The organism is Xanthomonas sp. NCPPB 1068, from assembly GCF_041479385.2.
Classification (GTDB): Bacteria; Pseudomonadota; Gammaproteobacteria; order Xanthomonadales; family Xanthomonadaceae; genus Xanthomonas; species Xanthomonas cannabis.
This window is the reverse complement of record NZ_CM192986.1, coordinates 612,652-638,157: the sequence shown is the minus strand read 5'-3', so window position 1 is coordinate 638,157 and position 25,506 is coordinate 612,652. Positions and strand designations below refer to the sequence as shown.

General features: G+C 67.1%; 15 protein-coding genes. 4 read left to right on the top strand and 11 right to left on the bottom strand.

Annotation, left to right across the window (positions count from 1 at the left end):
- Window positions 1-75 precede the first annotated feature (75 nt).
- The 7 genes from glnE to ACCQ12_RS02720 form a co-directional block, all read right to left on the bottom strand.
- The gene (gene glnE / locus ACCQ12_RS02750) at window positions 76-2,901 is read right to left on the bottom strand and encodes a bifunctional [glutamate--ammonia ligase]-adenylyl-L-tyrosine phosphorylase/[glutamate--ammonia-ligase] adenylyltransferase (RefSeq protein ID WP_372382876.1); all 2,826 of its coding nucleotides are present in this window, start codon (window positions 2,899-2,901) and stop codon (window positions 76-78) included.
- 147 nt (window positions 2,902-3,048) lie between these two features.
- Window positions 3,049-3,393 (bottom strand): DUF3325 domain-containing protein, encoded by a 345-nt coding sequence (locus ACCQ12_RS02745; RefSeq protein ID WP_228335149.1) that lies wholly within the window; start codon window positions 3,391-3,393, stop codon window positions 3,049-3,051.
- Window positions 3,393-3,716 (bottom strand): hypothetical protein, encoded by a 324-nt coding sequence (locus tag ACCQ12_RS02740; RefSeq protein WP_372382875.1) that lies wholly within the window; start codon window positions 3,714-3,716, stop codon window positions 3,393-3,395. Before ACCQ12_RS02740 ends, ACCQ12_RS02745 begins: the two co-directional genes overlap by 1 nt.
- On the bottom strand, window positions 3,713-5,308 hold the full coding sequence (locus tag ACCQ12_RS02735; RefSeq protein WP_372382874.1) for a PepSY-associated TM helix domain-containing protein: 1,596 nt from the start codon (window positions 5,306-5,308) through the stop codon (window positions 3,713-3,715). Before ACCQ12_RS02735 ends, ACCQ12_RS02740 begins: the two co-directional genes overlap by 4 nt.
- A 64-nt stretch (window positions 5,309-5,372) precedes the next feature.
- On the bottom strand, window positions 5,373-7,757 hold the full coding sequence (locus ACCQ12_RS02730) for a TonB-dependent siderophore receptor (RefSeq protein WP_506191669.1): 2,385 nt from the start codon (window positions 7,755-7,757) through the stop codon (window positions 5,373-5,375).
- Window positions 7,758-8,123: 366 nt separating this feature from the next.
- Window positions 8,124-9,167 carry a FecR domain-containing protein gene (locus tag ACCQ12_RS02725; RefSeq protein WP_372382872.1) on the bottom strand — a complete coding sequence of 348 codons (1,044 nt, stop codon included), beginning with the start codon at window positions 9,165-9,167 and terminating at the stop codon, window positions 8,124-8,126.
- 9 nt (window positions 9,168-9,176) lie between these two features.
- The gene (locus ACCQ12_RS02720) at window positions 9,177-9,686 is read right to left on the bottom strand and encodes a sigma-70 family RNA polymerase sigma factor (protein WP_184390890.1); all 510 of its coding nucleotides are present in this window, start codon (window positions 9,684-9,686) and stop codon (window positions 9,177-9,179) included.
- A 209-nt stretch (window positions 9,687-9,895) separates the two neighbouring features.
- Between ACCQ12_RS02720 and ACCQ12_RS02715 the strand changes: the two genes are divergently transcribed.
- Both ACCQ12_RS02715 and ACCQ12_RS02710 read left to right on the top strand, forming a co-directional pair.
- A complete protein-coding gene (locus ACCQ12_RS02715; RefSeq protein WP_372382871.1) occupies window positions 9,896-10,414 on the top strand; it encodes a cupin domain-containing protein in 519 nt (172 codons plus the stop codon).
- Window positions 10,414-11,334, top strand: a complete 921-nt coding sequence (locus tag ACCQ12_RS02710; protein WP_372382870.1) for an SMP-30/gluconolactonase/LRE family protein — start codon at window positions 10,414-10,416, stop codon at window positions 11,332-11,334. The genes ACCQ12_RS02715 and ACCQ12_RS02710 overlap by 1 nt, the downstream gene beginning before the upstream one ends.
- Before the next feature lie 286 nt (window positions 11,335-11,620).
- Here the strand turns inward: ACCQ12_RS02710 and ACCQ12_RS02705 are convergent, their stop codons facing one another.
- Window positions 11,621-14,092, bottom strand: a complete 2,472-nt coding sequence (locus ACCQ12_RS02705; protein ID WP_372382869.1) for a hypothetical protein — start codon at window positions 14,090-14,092, stop codon at window positions 11,621-11,623.
- Between the two features lie 342 nt (window positions 14,093-14,434).
- Complete coding sequence (locus ACCQ12_RS02700; RefSeq protein WP_372382868.1) at window positions 14,435-16,624, bottom strand: translocation/assembly module TamB domain-containing protein; 2,190 nt, start codon at window positions 16,622-16,624, stop codon at window positions 14,435-14,437.
- 283 nt (window positions 16,625-16,907) lie between these two features.
- Between ACCQ12_RS02700 and scpC the strand changes: the two genes are divergently transcribed.
- The gene (gene scpC / locus ACCQ12_RS02695; protein ID WP_104579254.1) at window positions 16,908-18,422 is read left to right on the top strand and encodes a succinyl-CoA:acetate CoA-transferase ScpC; all 1,515 of its coding nucleotides are present in this window, start codon (window positions 16,908-16,910) and stop codon (window positions 18,420-18,422) included.
- 503 nt (window positions 18,423-18,925) lie between these two features.
- Here the strand turns inward: scpC and ACCQ12_RS02690 are convergent.
- Window positions 18,926-19,999, bottom strand: coding sequence for a 3-deoxy-7-phosphoheptulonate synthase (locus ACCQ12_RS02690; RefSeq protein ID WP_372382867.1), 1,074 nt, complete (start codon window positions 19,997-19,999; stop codon window positions 18,926-18,928).
- Between the two features lie 768 nt (window positions 20,000-20,767).
- Here ACCQ12_RS02690 and yjjJ point away from each other — a divergent pair.
- Window positions 20,768-22,153, top strand: coding sequence for a type II toxin-antitoxin system HipA family toxin YjjJ (yjjJ, locus tag ACCQ12_RS02685; protein WP_372383536.1), 1,386 nt, complete (start codon window positions 20,768-20,770; stop codon window positions 22,151-22,153).
- Between the two features lie 87 nt (window positions 22,154-22,240).
- On the opposite strand, the gene ACCQ12_RS02680 is transcribed toward yjjJ, so the two are convergent.
- Complete coding sequence (locus ACCQ12_RS02680; protein ID WP_372382866.1) at window positions 22,241-25,054, bottom strand: TonB-dependent receptor plug domain-containing protein; 2,814 nt, start codon at window positions 25,052-25,054, stop codon at window positions 22,241-22,243.
- Window positions 25,055-25,506: the final 452 nt, after the last annotated feature.

Below are 25,506 nucleotides of genomic sequence, written 5' to 3'. Positions count from 1 at the left end.
CGTTGTCTTGCCTGCGCGCACCGGCGGCATCGGCCTGGCATGCACGACCGGCGACTGCGGACAGCCGGCGCCCCGCTAGAGCGTGGCCGCGTCCTTGCCGGCCGGAAATGCCAGCCCCTGTGCACGCGCTGCGTTGAAGATGACGCTGCGCGCCTGCTGGATGGCCGGTGTCGGTGCGATCAAGCGTGGACGCCGGTCCAGTGTGCACGCCAGCCCGGCCTCCACCAGCGCGGCATGCGCCTCATGCAGCGGCTGCGCCATCTCGACGGGCAACCACTGCGCCTGCACCAGCGCATCGATCACGCCAGGCGTATCGCAACATGCCAGCAGCCGCGCATGCTGCGCGGCCTGCCCCAGCACGCCAGCCTGCAGCACGAATTCCAGGTCCACCAGGCCGCCGGCACCTTGCTTGAGATCCAGCCGGCCGGCATCGCTGCGATCGAGTTCGGCGCGCATGCGCGTGCGCATCTTGCGCACGTCGTCGTGCAGCAGCGCGGGGTCGCGTGTGCGGGTCAGCGTGTCGTGGCGCACCTGCGCAAAGGCCTCGCACAGCGCGGCATCGCCGGCGACCGCGCGCGCGCGCACCAGCGCCTGATGCTCCCAGGTCCAGGCGCGCTCGCGCTGGTACTCACGGTAGCTGGCCAGCGACGACACCAGCGCGCCCTGGCCACCGTCCGGACGCAGCCGCACATCGATGTCGTAGAGGCGGCCGGCGCCGGTTTCGGCGCCGAGCAAGGCCATCACCTTTTGCGCCAGACGGGCGAACCAGCGCGCCGCATCCAGTGGCCGCTTGCCGTCGGAGCTGTCCACCGTGCGCGGGTGGTCGTAGAGAAACACCAGATCCAGATCCGAGCCGAACCCCAGCTCCAGCCCGCCCAGGCTGCCGTAGCCGATGATGGCGAACAGGCCGCCCGGCACCTGTCCGTGTGCGGCAACCAACTCGGTGCGTGCCAGCTGCAGCACCACCTGCACCACGGCCTCGGCCAGCCAGGCCAGTTGCCGAGTGCTCTGCACCGCGTGCTGGCGGCCGTCGAGCGTGGCCAAGGCGATCCGGAAACTCAGCGCGAGCCGGCGCTCGTTGAGCTCGCGCAAGGCCGCCTCGGTGTCTGCGATCTGCAAGGTCTCCACGCAGGCAGCCTGCAGCGCCGCGCGATCCGGCAACGGGCCGCCGATGCGCGTATCCAGCAACTCGTCCAGCAACAACGGGTGCGCCGCCAGCCGCTCGGCCAGCAAGGCACTGCGCGAGAGCACATCGACCAGGCGGGCCAGCGCGCTGGGCTGCTCGTCCAGCAAGGCCAGATAGCTGGTGCGGCGCAAGGTGGCCTGCAACAGGCCCAGCATGCGGCGCACGGCGGCATCGGGTTGGCTGGCCCGCGTGGCGGCGTGCAGCAGTGCCGGCACCACGCGATCCAGCCGCGCGCGCGCCGTGTCCGACAGCGCGTGCACACCGGCCGACTGCGCAAAATCGCCCAGCACCTGATGCGCGCTACCCGGGTCGTGCAGGCCAATGCCCAGCAGCGGCGTTGCATCGCCATCGGGTAGCGCGCGCCAGTAGTCGGCCAGCGCGTCCGGCGCGGTGGCCCGCACGCGTGGCGCCAGCAACTCGGCAAATTCGGCGGCCACACGCCGGCGGTGCGGGGCCAGCGCGTCCAGCAGGGCGGGCCAGTCGGCATACCCCAGGCCCAGCGCGATGCGTTCGCGATCTATCTCCGCCTGCGGCAAGGCGTGGGTCTGTGCATCGCGCAGCATCTGCAGGCGGTTTTCCAGCCGGCGCAAGAAGCGGTAGGCCGCGGTGAGCGCGGCGCCGTTGTCGGCTTCGATCTGGCCGGCGGCGACCAGCGCCTGCAGCGCGGGCAACAAGCGGCGCTCGCGCAGGGCCGGCTCGCGGCCGGCGCGGATCAGCTGCAGCGATTGGGCGAGGAACTCGATCTCGCGGATGCCACCGGGCCCGCGCTTGATGTCGTCCAGCCGGTCGTGCCGTGCCACCTCGGCGGTGATGGCCGCCTTCATCTCGCGCAGGCCATCCAGCGCGGTGAAATCCAGATAGCGCCGGTAGACGAACGGCCGCAGCGTTTCCAGCCAGGCTTCGCCGGCATCGATATCGCCGGCTACCGCGCGCGCCTTGAGCCAGGCGTAGCGTTCCCAATCGCGGCCTTCGCGCTGGAAATACTGGTCCATGCCGGTGAACGACAACGCCACGCGGCCGGCACTGCCGAACGGACGCAGGCGCAGATCCACCCGATGGCTGAAACCATCGGCCGTGGTTTCGTCGAGCAACCTGGCCAGCTGCTGACCCAACCGCGCGAAGTATTCTTCTGCCGCCAACGGGCGCGCGCCGTCGGATTGGCCGCCCTGCGGATAGGCGTACACCAGGTCCACGTCCGAGGAAAAATTCAGCTCGCCACCGCCCAGCTTGCCCAGCCCGAACACCACCAGCCGCTGCACGCTGCCGTCCGCGGCAATGACCTGGCCATGGCGGGCGTCGAATTGCTGCTCCAACGCCCGCAGGCCGCATTGCAGGCAGTTTTCGGCCAGCCGGGTCGCGCCGGCCAGGGTAGCATCCACGCTGTCCAGGCCCAGCACATCGCGCCACACCAGGCGCGTGGATTCGGCGCTGCGGTAGCGCCGCAGTTGGGCAGGCCACAGCTGCGGCTGCGCTGGATCCAGCTGCGGCACCGGCAACGGTGGTGGGTCGGGCTGCGCCAGGTGCTGCAGCAATGCCGGTTGCCGCGCCAATGTATCGAGCGCGAAATCGCTGACGAGCGCGACCTGGGCAAGCTTCCGATCGAAATCGCCCCCCGGCCACGCCTGCTCGACAGGCAGCGAATGACGGACGCGCGCCACCGCCCGCTCGATCAGAGCGGTGAGCGCAAGAGACACCGAGGCAGTAGGCAGCGACATGCGCCGATTCTGGCATCCCTGCACGATGGCGGCATGTGCACGCGGCGCTATCTCGCCCGGCAGCTGCTTCCCTCGTGCTGTCGATCAAGGCCTTCCCCCACTGGTGCCCAGGCCGTCGCATCGGCAGCCACACCTGCAGCGGGGTCACTACATCGGCATCGCACGCCAGCCGAGCAGCAGGCAGGCCAGGCACCCGACCAACAGCGCAAGCCATGCACTCTGCCGCGGCGCGTACGCCATGCCTGACGCGACCCACAATGCGCCCACGCTCAGCAAGCCCAGCCAGAGCAGCGTGCCGACGCTGCCACCCCACCCCTGCACGCACACCGCGAGTGCGGTGGTCAGCAGGCCGGCGCCGATCATGCGCAACTGCCAGCGTCGCGCGGATGGCGCCGTGCGTTGGCCGGTGAGTTGCTCATGATGACGATGCATCGCCAGGCACAGTGCCATCAGCCCGGCGTGGCACAGCGCAGCACCTGCAAGTGCGGTCATCAGCCCGTCCATGACGCGCTCCGCAGCAACCAGTCTGCGCCCGCCAACATTGCCAGCCACGCGCCCGACCATCGCCACATGTGCAATGCATCGCGCGCGCGAAACATCCACAGCGCCACCACGGTGTAGACGACAAAACTGAGCAGCGTCGCACTAAGGACCGCCACCGCGGGTGCGACGCCCGCGCCATGCACCAGCAGCTGCGCCAGCACGCTGCAGCCAGTGGATGTCAACGCGTAGCCGCCGACGCTGGCGGCCAGCACACGGCCTGCCACCGACCAGCGATAGCGTGCAACCGCTGCGAGCGCCGGAGAACGTCTCATGCGGTGTCCACGGGGCTAGCCGCGCCACGCCTGGCAGGCGTCGGTGCCGGCCGCGCCGCATTGCGGTGTACCCGCAACGCGGCATAGGCGAAGGCCAGGCCAAGCGCAAGCCCCGTCAGCTCGACCGCTGCAGGCTGCAAAGCGCCTGCAGCCAGATAGACACCAAGATGCTGGCCGGTGGTGATCGCATTGAGCAGCGGCAAGCCAAGGCATAGCAGTGCGGTGGCGCTCAACTGTTCGACCCATGCGCGCGCAGGCGCACGCGCTACTGCATGCGCCAGGCTTGCGGCCCAGACCCACAGAAACGCGCGGATTTCGAGCTGTGCGCGGCCGTCCAATGCCGCAGGCAGCAAGCGGTTTGCATAGAAGTACGCACTGCTGGCCAGTGCGGTGCCAGCCAATGCAGCCACGTTGAACGCTTCCACCACTCGGTAGATGCCGGCCGTGGCGGCACCGAATTCCTGCTCGCTGCGCCGACGCCGTTTGATCGAAAACAACAGCGTGCCGGTGGCCATCATCAAGGTACCGGCGATCCCGCTGATGAAGTACAGCCACTTGGCGGTCCAGCCACCGAAGCCGGCCACGTGCAAGGTCTTGATGGCTTCTTCCACATCCCGGGCTTCCACCGTGGCACGTGACCCATCCGCGTGCTGTTCGAGTAGAGCGCCGGTGGATGCGTCGAACACCACGCTGTCGGAGCGATTGAGCAGGCGCCGCGAACTGCCGGTGCCGGCAGCGCGCGCAATGACGCGTAGCGTGCTGCCGGGTTGATCGGGTCGCTCAACTACCACTGTCTGCGCCGGCGCGCCATTGAGCAAGGCGGCACGCTGCACCAGGTTCGGCAGATAGGTGGGCAGCGCGTTTGCCGGCAGCGCGTCTGTGCGGGCTGCCACCGTCGGTGCAAGATCCGCACCGTAGCGCGCGTATGCATCATCGTCGCTGCCGTACACCGCCTGCAGCGGCGCGGGCATATAGCTGGTGGAGAAATAGGCCAGGCCGGTGTAGACGATCATCAGCAGGAACGGCAGCGTCAGTACCGCGGTGGCGTTATGCGCATCCAGCCACGAGCGCTGGCCCTTGCCGGGGCGAAAGGTGAAAAAGTCCAGAAAGATGCGCTTGTGCACGATCACACCGGACACCAGCGCGATCAGCCCGCACATCGACACCCAGCCCACCAGCCAATAGCCGGGAATGCCGCCGTGCAAGGTGTAATGGAAACTCATGAAATGCCGGCCACCCTCGGTCTGCCGGCCCCACGGCGCCGGCAACAGCTCGCCGCTGCCGGGGTCCAACGCGGCCTGACCCTGCCCGTCCAGCGTCCGCCAGAACAGCGTGAGCGCATCGCCACGCTCGGCAGGCAATGCGATCCGCCACCCGCGTGCCTGTGGCGCCAGCTGGCGCAACTGCGCCAATGCATGCGGCACCAAACTGTTTTCGGGCAGGGCCGCGCGGCTGGCCGCACTGGGTAACGCAGGTGTGCCCTGCATCCACTGCGTGATCGGGTCGCGAAATACGCTGAGCGTGCCGGTCAAAAAGATTGCGCACAGCAACCAGCCGCAGCTGAGACCGCACCAGGTGTGCAACCACGCCATGCTTTGGCGAAAACCCTCCTTCATGCGCCAACCGCCCCACCCGGCCCCATCCAGACGCGGCCCATCACAGCGCGCCGCGCAGGGTCACCATCACGTTGCGCGGTTCGCCGTAATAGCGGCCATTCACGAAGCTGGACAAGGTGGTGTAGTAGCGCTTGTCGAAGACGTTGTTGAGGTTGACCGCCAACGACCATTGCCGATTGAGCTGGTAGCGCGCCAACGCATTCCACACCGCACGGCCGCTGATGTCGGCAGTGGCGGTGCCGATCTGCCGGTACGCCAGGCTTTGCGCGCTCACGCCCCCGCCCACGGTGAAGTCATGCAGCGCTCCGGGCAGCTGGTAGGTTGTCCACACCCGCAGCAGATGCTTGGGCGTGTAGCTGTTGAAACTCTGGCCCTGGCTGCTGACATCCTGCAGATAGGTGGTGCGGTTGAAGGTATAGCCGGCAAACACATTCCAGTCGCGCAGCACCTCGCCGCTCACTTCGGCATCGAGTCCACGGCTGCGCACCTTGCCGCTGTCCGTGTAGCAGAAATCGTTGTTGCGGCAGGTGGGGCTGGTGCTCAGGTCGGCCTGGGCGCGATTCTTCTGCTCGATCTGGAACAGCGCAAAAGCGGTGTTGATGCGCCCATCCAGCCACTCGCCTTTCACCCCCAGCTCGTAGTTGGTGCCGGTCATCGGCTTGAGCATCTCGCCGGCTTCGGTCTGTGCGTTTTGCGGTTGAAAGATGTCCGCGTAACTCGCATACGCCGACCAGTGTGGGTTCAACGCGTAAAGCAGGCCGGCATACGGCGTGACCTGCCCGGTCTCGCGGGTGTGTTCGATCGATTGCGAGGGCGAGATGCCGGTCGTGGCGGTGTTCCATTGCGTGTCGTGCCAGCTCACGCGCGTGCCGACGATGGCTCTCAACGGGTCGCTCAACTGCCAACGCAAGGCGCCGTACACGCCGAATTCGCGCGCCGTGCCGCGCCGCGCCTCACGCGCATTGGCGAAAATTTCGGCATCGCTGATCGGCCGTACGCTGCGCTGCAGATCGAACACAGTGAAGGTCTGGAAATTGTTCTTGTTGCCGTACACGGTATCCACCGTGGTTTCGGCGAAATTGCTGCCCAGCACCAGCTCGTGACGGCGCCCCAATGCGGCGAAGTGGCCGACCAGGTTGGCATCGAAGCCGAACGCGTCCGCATCGGAAATCGTGCGTGCCGCCAGCAGCGCGCCAGTGCCGTTTGCAGGGTTGATTGCGCGGCTGGAGCTGGCGAATTTCAGGTCGTGCTGCTCGCGCACCTGCACCGCACTGAGCTTGAACGCCCAATCGGCATTGAAGCGGTGATCGACATCGAGGTACAGACCGCGGTTGGATGAGGACTGCCGGTTCCACCGCGCGCCCAGATTGGTGTGGCGCGGCAGCCCGATATCGCGGCCATCGGTGAAACTGGGCAAACCGCCGAAGAACGGCCGGCCGTCGACCTGTTCGTAGCTCACGCCCAGACTGAGCTGCGTCTGCGCTGAGACCGCGTAATCGAGGGTGCCGTAATACGTCGGCGTGCGCCGCTCGACGCCGTCCACGAATGAGCGCTGATCCTGGTAATCGATCACGCCGCGCGCGCGCAGCGCGCCATCGTCGGTGAGCGTGGCGCTGCCATCGATCAACGCACCGTAGCGGTCCCAGCTGCCGCCTTGCACCATCACGCTCACGCCCGGCACATCCAGCGGACGCTTGCGCACCAGGTTGACCGCGCCACCCGGGTTGCCTGCGCCCTGCAGCAAACCCGCTGCACCGCGCAGCACTTCGGCGCGATCGTAAATACCCATGTTGGCGCTGTAGTTGCTGGCCCGCCCGTACATGCCACGATTGAGCGGCACACCGTCGTACTGCACCGTGGTGATGTCGAACCCGCGCGAATAGATGTACTTGCCGCCTTGCGGGCTCTGCACGATGGTGATGCCGGTGGTGCTGGCCAGCGCGTCGTACACCGAGGTGATGTTCTGCTCGTCCATCAACTGCCGGGTCACCACGCTGATCGACTGCGGAATGTCCTTGAGCGATTGCTCGCCACGCCCGATGCTCACGGCACGCGCGGTATAGCTGCCGGTGCCGCTGGTGGCCGCACTGCGATCGGCCTGCGCGGTTACGTTGATCGTGGGCAGCAACCACGCATCCGCCTGGCTGCGGGCGGCCGGCCGGGCCGGTGCCGGGCGCAGCACATAGCCGCCGGTCTCCAGAGGCACTGCCTGCAGGCCACTTCCGGCCAGCAGCGCACTCAGTGCGGCCGGTGCGGTGTAAGTGCCATCGAGCCCGGCAGTGGTTTTGCCCTCGGTCTGCGCGGCGGTGAAACTCAACAACAGGTTGGCCGAGCCGGCCAGCGTGCGCAGCGCCGGCGCCAATGGACCGGCAGGAATGCGGTGGCGTTGTCGCGCATCCTGCGCGGCGGCGGCGTCTTGCGCCATGGCGGCAGGCATTGCCGCACACAGGGCCAACCCGCACAGCGCGACTGCGACCGCAGCACTGATCGGCCGCCGTGCGGCCTGCGGCCTGGTAGCGGACTGAAACAACGAAGAAAGGGCGCCGCGGCGGCGGGCAATGATCGACATGCTGTTCCCACAAGGTTTGGTGTCGCACTGACACCGTCACCAAGGAGGTGCCGCAACTGCGGCGATCGGGCAGACCGAATCACTCTTTTTTGATCGGCCACTTGTCATCGGCGACGTACGGCTGATTTCCTCAAGCCATCCGCGGCCGACACCGCCATGCACGCGGCCATTTGAGGTAGCCGATTGCCACCCGCGCCATCGCTTCGATCAGCGCGCTGACCTCTAACCGGCAGCCTGCACCGTCACCCAGTAACGGCTGCGCCGGCTCACGCGCACCGGCAGCACGCTGGGCAGCATGGCCAGGATGCGGTCGGTATCGTCCAGCGGAAATACTCCGGACACCCGCAGCGCACCCACCGCCGGGTCGCAGCGCAACAGGCCGGGGCGATACCGGTTCAACTCGGCGACAAAGACATCCAGGCGCAGTTCGTCGGCAATCAATTGTCCCTGCACCCATGCAGAGGCCTGTGCATCGGCGCTGGTGATTGCGCCGAGCGCGACGGCGGTGAAGCGGCATTGCTGGCCAGCCTGCACACGCCCGGCGTGCTGCGTGGCTGCAAGCGGACGCACGTCCACCGCGCTTTCCAGCACGCCTACCTGAGTGTCGGCCACATCCTGGCGCACGCTAAAGCGGGTGCCCCGCGCACGGATGTCACCTTGCTGCGTGCGAACCACAAATGGCCTTGCATCTTGCGCGGCACCCAGCGCATGCGCGGTGGCCACCATGATCTCGCCTTCCAGCAAGCGCACCAGCCGCAGGTGCGCATCGAAACGCACGTCGATGGCGGTATGGGTGTTGAGCGTGATGCGGCTGCCATCAGGCAGCCGCATCACGCGGCGTTCGCCGGTGGCGGTGGCGTAATCGGCAGTGGCACGCTGCCAACGCTCGGTGCGCGTGGCCAGCGCGCCGGTGGCGCCAGCTACCCCACCCCACAGCAGCACATTCAGCGCCTTGCGCCGGCCAGGCGATGCCTCGTCGCGAGGGCCGGCATACGGCGACAGACTGCGGTACGCCGCCTGTGGCGCCAGCGTCCTCATCCGCCCGGTCACCGATTCGATATGCGCCCACGCGCGCGCGTGGTCCGGATGCGCATCGTGCCAGTGCTGCCACTGGTGCCGCTGCGCATCGCTGACATTGCCGGACATCAGCACCGTCAACCAGTCGGCGGCCTGGTCGGCGACCTCGGCACTGATCGGCTGGCCACCGGCCAACAGCGGTCGCTGGCCATTGAGGGGCGGCGCAGCGTCGGAGCCGGTATCAGCCATGCACGACGCTCACACCGACAACGCGAACAGGCACTGCCGGTTGGCACGTGTGAGGTATTGCTTGACCGAGCTGCTGGACACCCCCAGCCGTTGCGCGATCTGCGCGTAGCTCAGTTCCTGCAGATGCGCCAGCAGGAAGGCTTCCTTCACTTTAGGCGGCAGGCCATCCAATGCCTGATCCAGCTGCTGCATGGCCTCCAGCGCCAGGCATTGCGACTCCGGCGATGGCGCCAGTTCTTCCGGCAGGGCCGCCAGCAGCTCCAGATAGCTGGTTTCCAGCACCTTGCGCCGGTGCCGATGCGCCATCAGCCGGCGCGCGATGGTGGCCAGGAACGGCCGCGGCTCGCGGATCTGGTCGGCCGCGCCTGCACTGATCACGCTGATGAAGGTGTCCTGCGCCAGGTCGGCCGCGACAAACCCGTCGCCCAACTTGCGCCGCAGCCAGCCCTGCAGCCAACCATGGTGGTCGGCATACAGGCGCTCCACCTGCTGCTGCAGCGCCGTTTGCGTGACCGACACGGAGACCTCCTGGACGACTGAGCCCGGCGACACGGCGCCTGACGGGAATGAGAATTGCTCTCATTCTATCGAAAGCGGGCAGCAGCTGCAGGCATCCGCTATGACCCGGCTATCCGGCGCGGCGTGAGCATGTTCGATGGATTGAACATTCCGCTGACGAAGCCCTGACGACCCCCATGCTGCACTGCGGTTTTTGCAGGAGTCCCGTCATGTCCCCCACGCTGCTGCCAACCGCATTGCTGCCCTCGCAGATCCCGCTCGACACCGACGGCAACGATCCGGCACTGCCGCCCAGCTTGCCGTTCCTGCATCTGTGGACCGGTCCGGATGGCAACAGCCGCCTCAATCCCTCGCAGTTGCCCGGCTTCGGCAGCAAGAGCGTGGGTGGCGGGGCGGCGCCACAATGGCTGCGGCCGTTCCCGGGCGAGGTGCTCGGCATCCAGTTTGCGGTGCTGCCGGTGGGCTGGGTGGGCGACTGGCACGAGAGCCCGCGCCCGCAATGGGTGATCCCGCTGCGCGGCCGCTGGTTTATCGAAACCGGCGACGGCACACGGGTGGAAATGGGGCCTGGCGACATCCACTTCGGCCAGGATCAGGGCACCACCGATCAGCGGGGCCACCGCTCCGGCCAACTGGGCGATGAGCCTTGCCTGCAGATGCTGGTGCAATTTGCGCAATCGCCTGGGGCCGCCACTGCGCATCCGTTCGGTCATCCGGCGCCACGTTGATGGATAGCTACTGCCGCGTTCGCGCACCCGGACCTGCCCAGCCAGCCGATTGCCCGCCACCCACCACACAGCACGCAGCCCTAGCTGCGCGGCTGGGTGACTCGCGCCTGCAGACCCTCTACGACCAGGCCACCTGGAGCGAGGGCCCGGCCTGGTGGCAGGCGCAGCGCACCCTGGTATGGAGCGATGTGGTGGGCCGCCGTGTGCTGGGCTGGCGCGAGGACGGCGCGGTGGATGTGTTGCTGGACGCCACCGCGTTCACCAACGGCAATGCCGTGGATGCGCAGCAACGGCTGGTGCATTGCGAACACGGGCGCCGCGCCATCACCCGCAGCGATGGCGACGGCCAGGCGCACGTGCTGGTGAGCCGCTTCGAGGGCAAACGGCTCAATTCGCCGAACGATCTGATCGTGGCGCGCGATGGCGCGATCTGGTTCACCGACCCACCCTTCGGCCTGCGCAAGCCCAGCCAGGGCTGCCCGGCCCCGCAGGAACTGGACCATCACGGCGTCTACCGGCTGCCGCCCGATGGCGGCGCATTGCAATGCATGACCACGCTGGACCACCCCAACGGGCTGGCGTTCTCGCCCGACGAACGCGTGCTGTACGTCTCGCAGACGCCCGAAGGCGGCCCGGGTGAGCCGGAGATCACCGCCTTCGACTGGCACGATGGCGCACTGCACAACCAGCGTCGGTTCGCGGTGGTGCCGGAAGGCCTGGCGGACGGCTTCTGCGTGGACCGCCACGATTGGCTGTGGAGCAGCTCCAGCGCCGGCGTGTGCGTCTTCGACCGCGATGGGCAATGGCTCGGCCTGGTGCCGACGCCGGCAACGGCCTCCAATTGCACGTTCGATCTGGAGCAGCGGCGGCTGTTCATTACCGGCGGCAGCGCGCTGTGGTTGCTGGAGCTGCCGCAATAAGCCCTGCGAGTGTGGCGATTGCACTGCGCGCGGGCCGCAGCCCCGTGTGGCGTGGCGAGAGCTTGCCGGGTTGGCCACCCGCGGGTCAGCGCTTGACCCGGCAACGTTCAGGCAATAAAAAAGCCCGCTTGCAGCGAACTGCCAGCGGGCTTTGCTCCCTCCCCCACGTCGGGATGCAGGATCATAGTGCGCGCCCCGAATCCGACTTGCACGCTGCACTGCAAAACAACACCAGACAGTACAGAACTGGCCGGAGTTTCTTCACGCGGTGATGGCGCTGCGGCGGTCACCGCAGCAGATCGGGCTGGGCCTGATACCACTGCGGGGCGTGCATCAGATGCCATTCCGGCGTGTCGTTGCGCAGCCCCACTGCCGCACTCAACACACCCCAGCGCGCGAGCAGGCTGCCGCTGCGCTGGCTGCCCTGCAGGCGCAAACGCGCATCCACCTGGAAGCGATCGTTGCGTGCCTGCAAGCGATCGATCACCACGGTCTCGCCTTGCCACTGCGCACGGGCGGTCACTTGTGCCTGCCCTGCATCCACCAGGCGCAACATCCAGTTCGGGATCGAGCGATCGCGTGCGTACAGCGCCATCAAAAACGCCAGATCGCGCACCTGGATGCGCACGCGTCCATCCACGCCGATCGGCTGCCGCCATTGCATGCGCGTGTTCTCCAGCGCGATGCGCGCCCACCAGCCATCGCGCCGTTGTCCATCGGGCCCGGTGAATCCGACATTGCGCAGCTGGATGGTGCTGGCATCGAGACTGAATTGCTCCGCACGCAGATCGCCGCGTTGCAGGCGCAGATCGGCATCCACATCGCCGCGCAACGCCAGCCCGGCAAACTGCAGGCGCGCCGCACGCGCGCCGATGCGCAGGCCGCCCTTGCCGATGCGGCCGCCCGGTTCGATCTGCAGATCGCCGCTGAGCACGCCGTTGCCACCGTCGAAACGCAATTGCTGCTGCGGCAGATAGCGGTTGTAGGCACGCAGGTCCGGCACGCGCGCATTGGCAAAGGCCAGGTGCGCACGCGTGGCATCGCGCAGGGTGGTCAGGTTGCGGGCGTCGGCGCGCGTCTGCAGGTCCAGACGCAGATCGCGCCCTTGCACGAACGGGCGCGCTGGTGACTCGCCATGAGCAATTGAAAACTGCTGCATCTGCAACGCGAGTGCAGGCAGCAGTTGACCGTCTGCATCGGCGTCCACGCGCAGATCGGCACTGGCTTGCCCGTCGATCGCATGCCCCATCACCCCGACATGCGCGCGCACATGCGGCACCTGCAGGCGGCTGCCGGCACCGAGCTGGCCACGCGCGATGCGCAAATCCGCATCCACCAGGCCATCGCCTTCCAGCGTGAGCCAGTCCACATCGGGAAACAGCGCGGGGATCCAGCTGAGCGAGGCCAGCTGCCAATGCAGCCGCGCATGCCCGGAGGTGCGCGGCAGCAGGCTACGCATGGATTGCAAGGGCAATTGGCGGCCCTGCACGCGCAGGTCCGCATCCAGCGTGAGCCCAGCATCGGCCGGTTCGGGCATCCGGATGCTCAGACGCATGTTGTCGTCCACCTGCAGCTGCGCAGCCAGCTCGCCCAGCACTGCTGCCGGAGTGCGCGTGCTGTCGTGCAATGGCGCCCGCCAGTGCAGCTGGCTACCCGGCTGCAATGCGCCGCGTGTCCAGCGCAGTTCGCCATCGGCACGTCCCTTGCCGGGGCGCGTGGCAACCGTGTGGCGGCCCTGTGCCGTGCGCGTGACATCCAGCGCCGCAGTGTCGCCATGCACGGCCACCAATGCGTCTGTCAGTTGCAACAGCGCAAGCCCGCGCGCCTGATCGGCCGCATGCCGCGCAATGCTGGCTTCGAGCCGCAGCTGACCATTGCGCAGCACTTCAGTCTCGGCCCAGCGCACCCGCGCCTTGTCGAACGCAGCGCGCGACGGAAACACTTCCAGCGGACCGCCGCGCAATTGCTTGAACAGACCAAGCTGCAACTGGCCATCGCCCTCGATCTGCAATTGCCGCAGCGACAGCGCGTGCACCTGCTGCGCCTCGATGCGGTCGAATTGCAGGGTCCAGGCAGGCCTGGCCCCTTGGGTGGCGGCTGGTGAACTGCTGGCTGAGGTGGTGGGTGTTGGTGGTGCTGATGCAGTTGCTGCTGGCGTCTTGGCCGATGCCGATGTCGCGACCGGCGTCGCGCTTGCTGATGGCGCTGCAGCGTGCAACGGGCTCGCAGTGGCGTGCGACGAAGTGGTTGTTGCGGTTGCGGCCAGGGCGCCAGGGTCAGCGGTGCCCGCCACGGCCGGGCCTGATGTGGGGTCTGGCATCCTGCCTGCCCGCTGCGCCTGCGACGGCGCGGCCGGCCGCGTGGCACTGGCTGCATCCGGAACGGCCGTTGCCGCCTGCAGGCCGGCGCGCACACCTTGCACCTGCAGGTGTGGCACCAGCAATTGCCGTCTCAGCAACGGCAGCAGACGGATCTGTCCGCTCATGCGTCGGGCGCTGACATCCCAGCGGTTGCGCGTGGACTGGCCGTGCAGCGTCACGTCCCAGAGCACGAGCCGCCCCGGCCACCAGGTGACTGCGGGCCCCCACTGCATCGCGAACTTGTCCGGCGTGCGATTGAGCGCTGCCGGACCGAGCGGCGTGTTGAGCAGCAGATTGCCGAGCACCAGGTAGCTGGCATACAACGCGATGGCCACCAGGATCGGCCAACGCAGTACGGCGGGCGCTGCGCGCCAACGGGCGCGGACGGGCATCGTCATGACGGCAGGCTCCTGAAGACCGCGCACGCGGCGCCGCGCAGTGTGCCAAGCCGGCCGTGAGCGCGGCGCGCAACCACCTCATGCGCCTCATGCGCGTGGTGTGCCTCATGCGCGTGATGTGCTGGGTGTGCTGGGTGTACTCGATGTTCGGTGTGCTGGATGTACCAGCAGTGCGACTCTCAGAGGGCGCGCCTTGCAACGGCGCACAGAACGTCCGGATCCATCGTCGGCCGACCAGCGTCTGCAGCGTGTCGGGCGCCCTCCCGCGATCCAGAACCACATCTCCGCGTACCCTTCTGCATCGCTGCAGCGTGGCTTACCCGACGGCGCGCACCGCGCTTGTCAGCGCGTGCCTGACGTGCTCTTGGACACCGGTGGCAACAAGCCCGGCTGTTTGTCGTACCACTCGCGTGCGCCGGCCAGATGCCACTGCCGCTGCTTGCTATCGAGCTCGATACCGGCACCCAGCACGCCCCAGCGCAGATACAGATCGCCGCGGCGCTGGTCATCGTCCAGCGCCAGCCGTGCCCGCAAGGACAGACGCGCGTTTTCCGCATGAAGGTCGTCCACCGTCAGTTGCTGCTTGCGCCAGCGCACGCGCCCGGTGGCATCCAGTTCGCCGGAATCCAGCAAGCCCAGCACCCAGCGCGGGTAGTCTGCGCGCTGCGCGAACACCGAGAGCAACGGCGCGATATCGCGCATGCGAATGGCCGCATCGGCATCCACCTGGAACGGCGCGTCGGCCTGGATGGTACCGGCACCGACCTGCAGTTCGCCCCACCAGTTGGCATCGCTACCATCGTCGCCCACACGCATGTTGCGCAGGCGTACCCGCGTACCGCTGAGGTCGAAGAACTTGTTCTTGAAATCGGCGCGTTGCAGCCTGGCCTGCAACTGCGCATCGCCACGCATCTGCACGCCGGCCACTGCCAGATGCGCGCCCTGCCCCCGCAGATTCGCATGCCCGTTGCCAACGTCGCCAGATGCATTGAGCGCCACATCGCCGGTCAGGCTGCCGCTGCCACCGAGCAGGCGCACGTTGTTGCCGGGCAGGTAGCGGTTGTAGACGGTCAGGTCGGGCACACGCGCATCGCTGAAACGCAGCTGCGCCTTGAGCGTTTCACTCAAGCGGGCCAGTTCGGCATCGCCATGCATCGCCAGCTGCAGATCGCGGCCATCCAGCAAGATCTGTTTCGGCGCGTCGCGCGGCGCCGCCTTGAACGTGGGAATGCTGACGTCCAGATGCGCCTGCGGCGTGGCGGCATCGTCGATGCGCCCGTGCGCCTTGGCGATACCTGCCAGGCGCGTGTCGAACACCTGCGCCACGGCCTCGACACGCGGAATATCCAGGGTGCTGCCACTGGTCAGCCTGCCCTGCGCAAGACGCAGATCCGCTTCGACCAGACCGCCGCCTTCCAGCTGAAACCACGGCTTGCGCACGAACAGCTCGGCGATCCAGTTCAAGGATTCGAACTTCCAGCGCCCGCGCACCTGACCCGACAGACGCGGCAACACCTGCGCGGGTTGCTCGAACGGAATGCTGCGCCCGGCGATCCGTAGATCGGCCTGCAGTTCGCTACCGGTCGTGTCGTCGCGCGGCAGCCGTGCCTGCACGCGGATGTCGCGCGCCACATCCAGCTGCAATGCCAGCATCCCGCGGTCGGTGGCACCGACGCCGGCCAGCAACGGCAGCCGCCACACCGCGTGGCTGCCCGGCTGCAGGGCACCGCGGTCCAGGGTGATGTCGGCCTCCACGCGCGCAGCAGACGGCCCGCTGCGGATATCCACGTGCGGCGCACCGGTATCGATCTTCAGCGCCACCGTCGCGGCCTTCAACTGCAGGCGCGCGTGGGTGATGCCGAGCTTGCGCAGGCCCGGCGCCTGGTCGCGATAGTGGCGCGGAAACTGGAACTGCGCGTCCACCTCGGCACCGTTGAACACCTGCACACCGTCGTAGCTGATCACCGCATCGCTGAAGCCCGCCTCGGACGGAAACAGCTCCGACGGCCCGCCCTTGAGTTGCTTCAGGAAGCCGACCGTGCCGTGTCCGTTGCCGGCGATCAATAGCTTGCCCAGGCGCGCACTGCGGATGCTGTTGCTGGTGATCGCATCGAAGCGCAGCGTCCAGCCGGTATCGCCGCGCGGCGGCGGCGGGATGGGCGTGTCGGCGGTCTCCACCTCGGCGCTCAGGCCGGTGGCGTGCAACCACGGCAGACGCACCTCGCGCCGGAACAGCGGCAGCAGCGCCACGCGCGCATGTGCGCGGTCGGCATGGAAGACGTACACGGTGCGATTGGCCTGCCCGCGCATGCGCACGTTCCAGGCCATCACCTGGCCCGGAAACAGCGTCAGCGCCGGGCCGGTCTGCATGGTGAACTTGTGCGGCTGCCGGTTGGTGGTGGCATCGAACAACGGCGTGTTGAGAAACACGTTACCGGCCAGCAGATACAGCGCGTAAAGCACCAGCAACACGCACACTGCAACACGCCACGGCCGGGGCCAGCGCTGGAAGCGATCGCGAACAGAGGGCATGGGCGCAGGCAGGCAGGAATCTGTCACCACTATCGCGGTTGGGCCGGCGGCGAAGCGTGAACACTGGACGCGACGCGTGCCGGCAGGATGAGCATCGCAGCGGATGGATGCTCCGCAGCGAGCGGCGTCAGGCGCCGACAGCGGTCGCGCTCGCCGGCACTTCCCCTCCGGCAGCGATCGCGGGGACTGCGCCATGCGCTTGGCCATTGCACCAAGGTCGCACCCCGGCCGCTGCCTGCAGCGGCGATAATCGCGCTCCCCCTGTTGCCGCCGTGCCTGCCCTATGTCCGACGAACGCATCCTGTACGCGCCGCTGCGCGACCGACTGGTGTCTGCCGACGCGGCCGCCGCGCTGATCCAGCCTGGCGAAACCGTGGCCATGAGCGGTTTCACCGGCTCCGGCTATCCCAAGGCCGTGCCGATGGCGCTGGCGCAGCGCATCGAGGCGGCGCACCTGCAGGGCCAACCGTTCCAGATCAAGTTGATGACTGGCGCCTCCACCGCGCCCGAGCTCGACGGTGCGTTGGCCAAGGCCGACGGCATCGCCATGCGTATGCCGTTCCAGTCCGACCCGGACGCCCGCCAGCGCATCAACGCCGGCACGCTGGATTACATCGACATCCATCTCAGCCACGTGGCCCAGCACGTGTGGTTCGGTTTTTACGGGCAGATCGACACCGCGGTGGTGGAAGTGTCGGGCATCCGCGCCGATGGCAGCCTGGTGCCGTCCACCTCGATCGGCAACAACAAGACCTGGCTGGACCTGGCCAGCAAGGTCATCGTCGAGGTCAACGATTGGCAGCCGGCCGGCCTGGACGGCATGCACGACATCTACTACGGCACCGCCCTGCCGCCGCAGCGCAAACCGATCCCGCTGCTGCATGGCGACGACCGCATCGGCGAGCCGAGTCTGCGCTGCGACCCGGCCAAGATCGTGGCGGTGGTGCGCACGCATGGGCCGGACCGTAACAGCCCGTTTGCCGCTGCCGACGACAACAGCGAACGCATTGCCGAGCACCTGATCGAATTTCTGCGCCATGAAGTGCGCAAGGGCCGGCTACCGGCCAACCTGCTGCCGCTGCAGTCGGGCGTGGGCAATATCCCCAACGCGGTGCTGGCGGGGCTTGCACGCAGCGGCTTCCGCGATCTGGAAGCGTTCACCGAGGTGATCCAGGACGGCATGCTCGCGTTGCTGCGCGATGGCGTACTGCGGTATGCCTCCTGCACCGGCTTTGCGCTCAGCCCGGAAGGCAACGAAGAGTTCAAGCGCAATATCGCGTTCTACCGGCAGCGCATCGTCATGCGCACGCAGGAGATTTCCAACCATCCGGAGCTGGTGCGCCGGCTCGGCTGCATCGGCATGAACGGCATGATCGAGGCCGACCTGTACGGCAACGTCAACTCCACCCACGTGATGGGCAGCCGCATCATGAACGGCATTGGCGGTTCGGGCGATTTTGCGCGCAATGGATTTCTGTCGATCTTCCTGAGCCCCAGCATCGCCAAGGCCGGCAGCATTTCATCGATCGTGCCGATGGTCAGCCATGTCGATCACACCGAGCACGATGTCTCGGTGATCGTCACCGAGCAGGGCCTGGCCGACCTGCGCGGCCTGACCCCCAAGCAACGCGCGCGCCAGCTGCTCGATCACTGCGTGCACCCGCGCTATCGCGATGCATTGGAAGACTATGTGGCACGCGCCAACCGCGACAGCTACGGCAAGCACACCCCGCACCTGTTGCCCGAGGCATTGGCGTGGCACCAGCGCTGGCTGGACAGCGGCGACATGCTGGGCTGAGAGGTTGCACGTCGATAGACGAGGTAACGCGCAGTGCCGTGGGGCCAGAGCCTGTTCGCCACGGAGATCGATGCGGCCGCCTCGACGTGCGCTGCGGTCGTTGGTCTGGGCAGCGAAAGCGCCACGGCCGCGGCCCGCGCGACGAATGCGGGCGGCGGTCTGACGCCTGCCTTGACGCCACTGCCTGCGGTGGTGTCGTTGCGGCCGGTCGGCTGTTTCGACACTTCATGTCTGCCTGCGCTACGCAGCGACATTCGCAGGCCACGCGCGTGGCCGATAACGGCTGCACCCGCTCGCTGGCGGTGCAGAACGGTGCTCTGGCTCCTGGCTGCCGCAGCGACGGGTCACCAGTGGGTGGTGTCGTTCACCACGCCGGGCCGGCTTCCTGCGCCGGCCCGGCGTTTTTTTTGTGGGTCTGGTCGCACGGGATTGGATGGGTAACCCCGCCACGTCGTTCGGCGGCAGCGCACTCCATCAGCATCGGCCCGTCGCCAGCACCCGGCTCACGCAGCCTCGGCAATCCGCCTTGCGCGGCGTGCGCGCACTGCCGTTGCCAGGCGTTCGAGCACCTGCACCGATGCGTCCCAGCCCAGGCAGCCGTCGGTGATGCTCTGGCCGTAGGTCAGTGCGCAGCCGGGGACCAGCTCCTGGCGGCCGCCAACCAGGTGGCTCTCCACCATCACCCCGACGATGCGCGTCTCGCCACCTTCCAGCTGCAGCGCGATGTCGTCGACCACCTTGGGCTGGTTGTCCGGATTCTTGCCGCTGTTGGCGTGGCTGGCATCGATCATCAACCGCGCCGGCAACCCCGACTTGTTGAGCACCTGGCTGGCCGCATCCACGCTTGCCGCATCGAAGTTGGGCACCTTGCCACCACGCAGGATCACATGGCAGTCCGGATTACCGGCCGTTGCCGCCACCGCGGTGTGGCCGTCCTTGGTCACCGCCAGGAAATGATGCGGATGCGAGGCCGCGCCCACGGCGTCCACCGCAATCTTGACGTCGCCGCCGGTGCCGTTCTTGAAGCCCACCGGGCACGAGAGCCCGGAGGCCATTTCGCGATGCACCTGGCTCTCGGTGGTGCGTGCGCCGATCGCGCCCCAGGCCACCAGGTCGGCGATGTATTGCGGCGAAATGATGTCCAGAAATTCCACACCCGCCGGCAGGCCGAGGTTGTTGATATCGCGCAGCAATCCGCGCGCCATCCGTAGCCCCTTGTTGATCTGGAAGCTGCCGTCCATCTCCGGGTCGTTGATCAGCCCTTTCCAGCCAATGGTGGTGCGTGGCTTCTCGAAGTACACCCGCATCACGATCTCCAGCGCATCGCCGAACTGGTCGCGTAACGGGCGCAGGCGTTGCGCGTACTCCATCGCAGCCACCGGGTCGTGGATCGAGCATGGCCCGATCACCACCGCCAGGCGGTCGTCGCGCCCGTGCAGGATCTCGTGCAGCGCGGCACGCGAGTTGGTCACGGTGTCGGAGGCGCGCTCATCGCATGGCAGCAGCGACAGCAGCTGCGAAGGCGGTGCAAGGGCTTCGATCTTGCGGATACGCAGGTCATCGGTCACAGGCGGCATAACAGTGTCTCGTTGGGCGGTGTTGCATCAGGGAGCCAGGCGTTGCGGCAACAAAAAAGCCGCCAGTGTGCGCTGGCGGCTTTTCGGGAATGCTGCTGAAGTGTCCTTCAGGGTGAGCGCACTCCTTCCTCCGCCAGCGGCATCGGAAAACCGTAGTACCAAAAATAAAACTGGCTGCGGGGTGCGTTCATGGGATGCATTGATACCACGCACTTTTGCGCGTTGCCACTGTTTCATCGGCAACGGACGGGCGCGCCGACGCATTCGACAGCTGGCGCAGCATAGGGGCGGACGCATGGCGCCAACGTGCTGGTCAGGGCCGCGTGGCGCAAACCGATCGGGGGTGCGGCGGTCGTGCCTTCCGCAGAGCAGCCGTGTCATGCGCTGTTGTGCTGCGTGCCCGGCGCAATGCGATCGGTGCGCCGGCATGGAGGTGCACCTGCTCTGAAACCGGACGCGATGAAGGCAGGCTGCGCCGGCGCACGGCAGACCCGCGACGTTCCAGATCAGCTCCCTGCGGCAAGCGGAGACGCACGCCGGTCTCGCCGTTTCCGCCGCTGCATGCGCGTGACTCGCCTGGCGTTTCTGGCGCTGTCCAGCGCCGTGCAGGCGCTGCGGTCCGCCCCCCCCCGGGGCCAGCTCAGGAGCACCGAACGTATCGTTTCATTTTTAATGCATCATCTTGCCCTGAATTTCAAATTCTCAATACAAGTCAGTTATTTGCAGCGCCAACCGTCCTAATGTATCGTTTCACAAATCGTTTCATCGCTGATCCGTATGCCACAGCCCGATGCCGTAGAACGCCTGGTCACCACGTTGCGCATCGACGGCCCGCTGCGCGGCGCCGAACTCGCGGCGCGGTTGGGGGTGAGCAAGGCAACCCTTTCGCGTCTGGTTGCCGCTGCAGGAACGGCGGTGCGGCGCTACGGCAGCGCGCGCGCCACCAGTTACATCGCCACGGGCGCGGTGCGCGGTGAGCGCGCCTGGCCGCTCTACCGCATCGACAGCCATGCCCGCGTCGTGGCGCTGGGCCAGCTGCATGCACTCCATCGCGACCACTTCTTCGTGGAGCTGCTGCAGGACAACCCCGTGCTCCTGCATCCGCCGCTGCATCTGGGCGAGTTCGCGTCGCTGCCCTGGTTTCTGGATGACCAACGCCCGCAGGGATTTCTCGGGCGCAACCTGGCACATCGCATCTCCGGGCCGTTGCGGCTGCCCGAAAATCTCACGCTGTGGTCGCCCAGTGACGCGCTCATCGCACTGCTGTCCGATGGTCACGACCAGCTCGGCGACCTGCTCGTGGGCGAGCAGGCGCTGGCGCGCGCACTGTCGTCGATCGACCAGCCTGATGACATCGACATCTACGCGCGCCCGCAGGCCTATCTTGAGCAGGCCGATGCCGCACTGCGCGGTGAAGACGTCGGCTCGTCCGCTGCAGGCGAGCAGCCGAAGTTCACCGCGGTGCTGCGCGAAAATGGCGTGTATCGCCCGGTCATCGTGAAGTTTTCCGACCGCATCGATCAGCCTGGCGGGCGGCGCTGGGCGGACCTGCTGCAGATGGAGCACCTGGCCAGCCAGGTGCTGCTTGCCGGTGGCATTGCTGCGGCAACGACGCAGCGGCTGCAGGCAGGCGAGCGCGTCTTTCTCGAATCCACACGCTTCGATCGCACACCGACGTTGGGCCGACGCGGTTTTGTTTCGTTGATGGCGATCTACGCCGCGTTCTATGGGCAGTCGGAGCTGGGCACATGGCGCGCGCTTGCGCCGCTGCTCAAGCGCGATGGTTGGCTGAGTCCGGAAGATGCCGAGCACCTGGAGGTGATCAGCTGGTTCGGCGCGCTCATCGGCAACACCGACATGCATCTGGGCAACGCAGCGCTGATCCTTGCCGACACGCTGCCGTTGCGGCTTGCACCGGTGTACGACATGTTGCCGATGGCGCTGCGGCCGGCATCCAGTGGCGAAATCGTGCCCAGGGACATCGAGATTCCGGCGCCCACGGTCGGGCAGTTTGCGCAGTGGCGGCGCGCCGCAGAGATGGCCGAACAGTTCTGGCAGCGCTGCATCGACGACGACGCCTTGAGCGATCAGATGCATGACATCGCCACGCGCGCGTTGGCGAGCCTGCGCCGCACCGCGGCGCGTCTTGCCTGATGACGCGTTTGCGCCAAGCGTGCCGCCACAACGCACCGCTGCATGCCACGGCGACGAGGCCGTGGCATGCCACGCGGCAAACCTCACTCAAAACGTAAACACGTACTCCGCCGCCACTTCACGGCCGATGGGGTTGAACAAGGTGGTGTTGTAGAAGCCGTAGCCGTAGAAGCGCTCCTTGTTTTCGTAACCCACTTCGTTGAACACGTTGTTGACGTAGAAATTGACCTTGGCATGGTCGGTGATCTTGTAGCCGGTGCTCAGGTTCCAGTAGATCGCCGGGCCCACGCGGCCGAAGTAACGTTTGCTGGTTTCGCCCAGATGCACGTTGGCGGTATCGGTCACCAGGCACTCGTCGGAGGCGCTGGGTTGATAGCCGTCGTCGAAGCGGGCGCAGGTGCCCCAGTTGACGGCGCGCATCGAGCCAAGCCGGCGGAAGTACACCGTCCAGTCCCAGGCGCCGCCGTTGTCCCAATGCACGCTGCCGCGCACACGGCTGCGCACGCGTTCGTCGCGGCGGTTTTCGTCGCTGTCGGTGCGGTAGATCTGCTCGCGGTAGGCAATCAGGTTGTTGTAGTCCAGCGACAGCTGGAAGTTGCCCCAGCCTGCAGTGGCCAGGCGGTATTTCAGCGCGGCATCGATGCCGGAGGTTTCCATCTGCGCCAGGTTGATCGGGCCGCGCTCGATGCTGGCCAGGGTGCCGTCGGCATTGCGCGTCACCCGCGAGGTGATGGTGTCGCAATAGCCCGCGCCGCCCGGATTATTCCAGGCGCCACCGCTGATGGTGGTGCCGGTGCGGCAGCCGGCTTCGGCCGACAGGATCTCGTCGCGGTCCAGGTCCTTGATCATTTCCTCCAGCTGGATGCGGTAGTAATCCACGCTCAACGACAGCCCTTGTGCGATGTCCCACACCACGCCACCGGTGAACGAGCGGCCGGTTTCCGAGCGCAGATCTGGGGTGCCGCGACGGTTCACATCAACGGTGTAGAAGATGTTGTTGTTCTCGTCGTTGCAGCCGCCGGTGAGGTAGGCGCCGGAGGAAATGCAGCGGTACTGGTCGATCACCGTTTGATTGGTGGAACTGGGTTCGCCGAGCACGTAGTGCATGTCCGGTGCGCGGAAGCTGGTGGCCACGGTACTGCGCACCAGCAGGCTTTCCACCGGCCGCCATTCCAGGCCCGCGCTCCAGGTGGTGTCGCTCTGCGTGCCGACATCGGTCGGAATCGCGGCAGACGAGCGGTAGTTGCCGTAGCGGTCGTAACGGCCGGCCACATTCGCGCTCAATGTGGAGAGCAACGGAATCTGGAATTCCAGCCCGGCCGAGCTGCGCATGCGTTCACCGCCGCCGCTGTCCACCACGTCCACCGGGTAGCACTCGTTGGCGCACGGGTCCGGCGAGAGTTGATAGCCCTGCTTGGCGACTTCGGCCACGGTGGCAAAGCGGATCGGCCCGGCCCAGCCCTGCACCACATCGCCGCTCAAGCTGAAACTGGCTTGATTGACCCACGAATACGCCGAGTTGTGCGACTTGGCCACCAGGTCGTCGTACTGGTTCGACGACAGCGGCGAGTACACCCGCGCTTCGTTGATCGCATAGATCGGCGCGCCATCGGCGGCCGTGCCGACGGGACTGCCTAGGAAATAGTCAGTGGCACGTGCGGTATCCACGGTGCGTACGTATTCGTCCACGGTGTAGCGCGAGCGGCCCACGCTCAGCTCCCAATCGAAGCGGTCGGCCCACACGCCGCGCAAACCGGCGCTCAGATCCCAGGACTGCTCCTTGTTGTAGTTGGCCAGCCGGTCCCAGCCGCCGGCTTCGCGCCGGGTGAGCTGACGGATCAGGTTCAACGAGCGACCAGTGGCCGCATCCTGAAACGGGCCCAGATAGGCGTACGGCGGGTCGTAGGTCCAGCGGCCGATGCTGCGGTTGGCCGAGAGCGTGGCCCAGGCTTCGGTGGCCTCGCCGAACTTCCAGGTGCCGTAGAGATAGGCCGAATAATCTTCGCTGCCGGTCACCAGGCCCCAGTCGCCGTAGTCGCGCGCCACGCCGCAGTAATCGCCGGCATTGGTGAGCGCGCCGGTGTTCTGGTTGTAGCTGAGGCGTTGCCCGTCGATGAACTCGCCGCCGAAGCGCGCGCAGGTGCCCGCGGGCGGCGCCAGGCGCTCGTTGGTGTTGGCATCGACCAGGCTCAGGCCGGTGAACGGGTTGAAGCCGTACAGGCGGTTCTGGCCGGTCCAGTTGGAATAGGACATGTCGTCCGAATCGTCCATCTTCGGGCGATCGCGCCCGCTCAACGGGTCGCGCCTGGTGGCCTGCAGCGCGTAGGTCAGGCTCCAGTTCTCGCCGGTGCGCCCGCCTGCCCAGGAGACGTCGAAACTGTCGCGCCCCCCTTCGGTGGCGGTGCCGCCGCGCAGGCGCACCTGGTCACCCTGGTAGTCGCGCTTGAGGATCACGTTGATCACGCCGGCCACCGCGTCGGAGCCGTAAATGGCCGATGCGCCACCGGTGAGGATGTCGATGCGCTCCACCGCTGCAGAGGGAATATTGCTGTAGTTGGAAAAGTTGCTTTCGCCGCCGTACGGCAGCGGGTAATCGGCCACGCGGTGGCCGTTGACCAGCAGCAGGGTGCGGCCCGGGCCGAGGTCGCGCAGATTGATCGGCGAGGCGTTGGGCGTGTGCGAGCCCCACTGCGTATCGGCTTCCACCGAGCCTTGCTGATTCATGCTGTTGAGCACGTCGTAGACGGTAGCAAACCCTTCCTGCTGGATCTGCTGCGCCGAGATGGTGACCACCGGCTGGGCGCCTTCGACCTGCGCGCGCTTGATGCGCGAACCAGTGACGCTGACCGCATCCAGGGTGGAGGTGGCGCGCGGTGTATCCGGCTCGGTTTGCTGGGCCATGAGCGGTGGCGCGACGGCAGCCGTCAGCGCTAAGGACACGGAAATCGACAAGGCAAGACGATGACTGCGGCAGTTCATAAGATCCCCGGGAGAAGCCGGACGTGGCCGGCGTGGCAGTGCACTGCAACGACGTCCGCCAGCGATGCATGCACCGCTGCCCCTTGTCCGATGGCCCCCCGACCGCTCGGCGCAAACGCCTGCGCGAACGACGCTAGAACTGCGATGACATCGGTGTCAACAGGTTGTCATGCAAGTGTGATGGGTGTCGCCATCTGGGGGGTTTTGCGATGGTGAACACGGTTGGGGCCGCGAGCTGGCTGCGCGGGCCGTATCGACCCTACGTAGGAGCGCACCCGGGCGCGACTGGGGCGTTATCGGTGCAGCCGCTCGCGCCCAGGTGCGCTCCTACCGGGCATGCGGTTTGCATGACCAGTGGAATGCGTGCGTCGGCC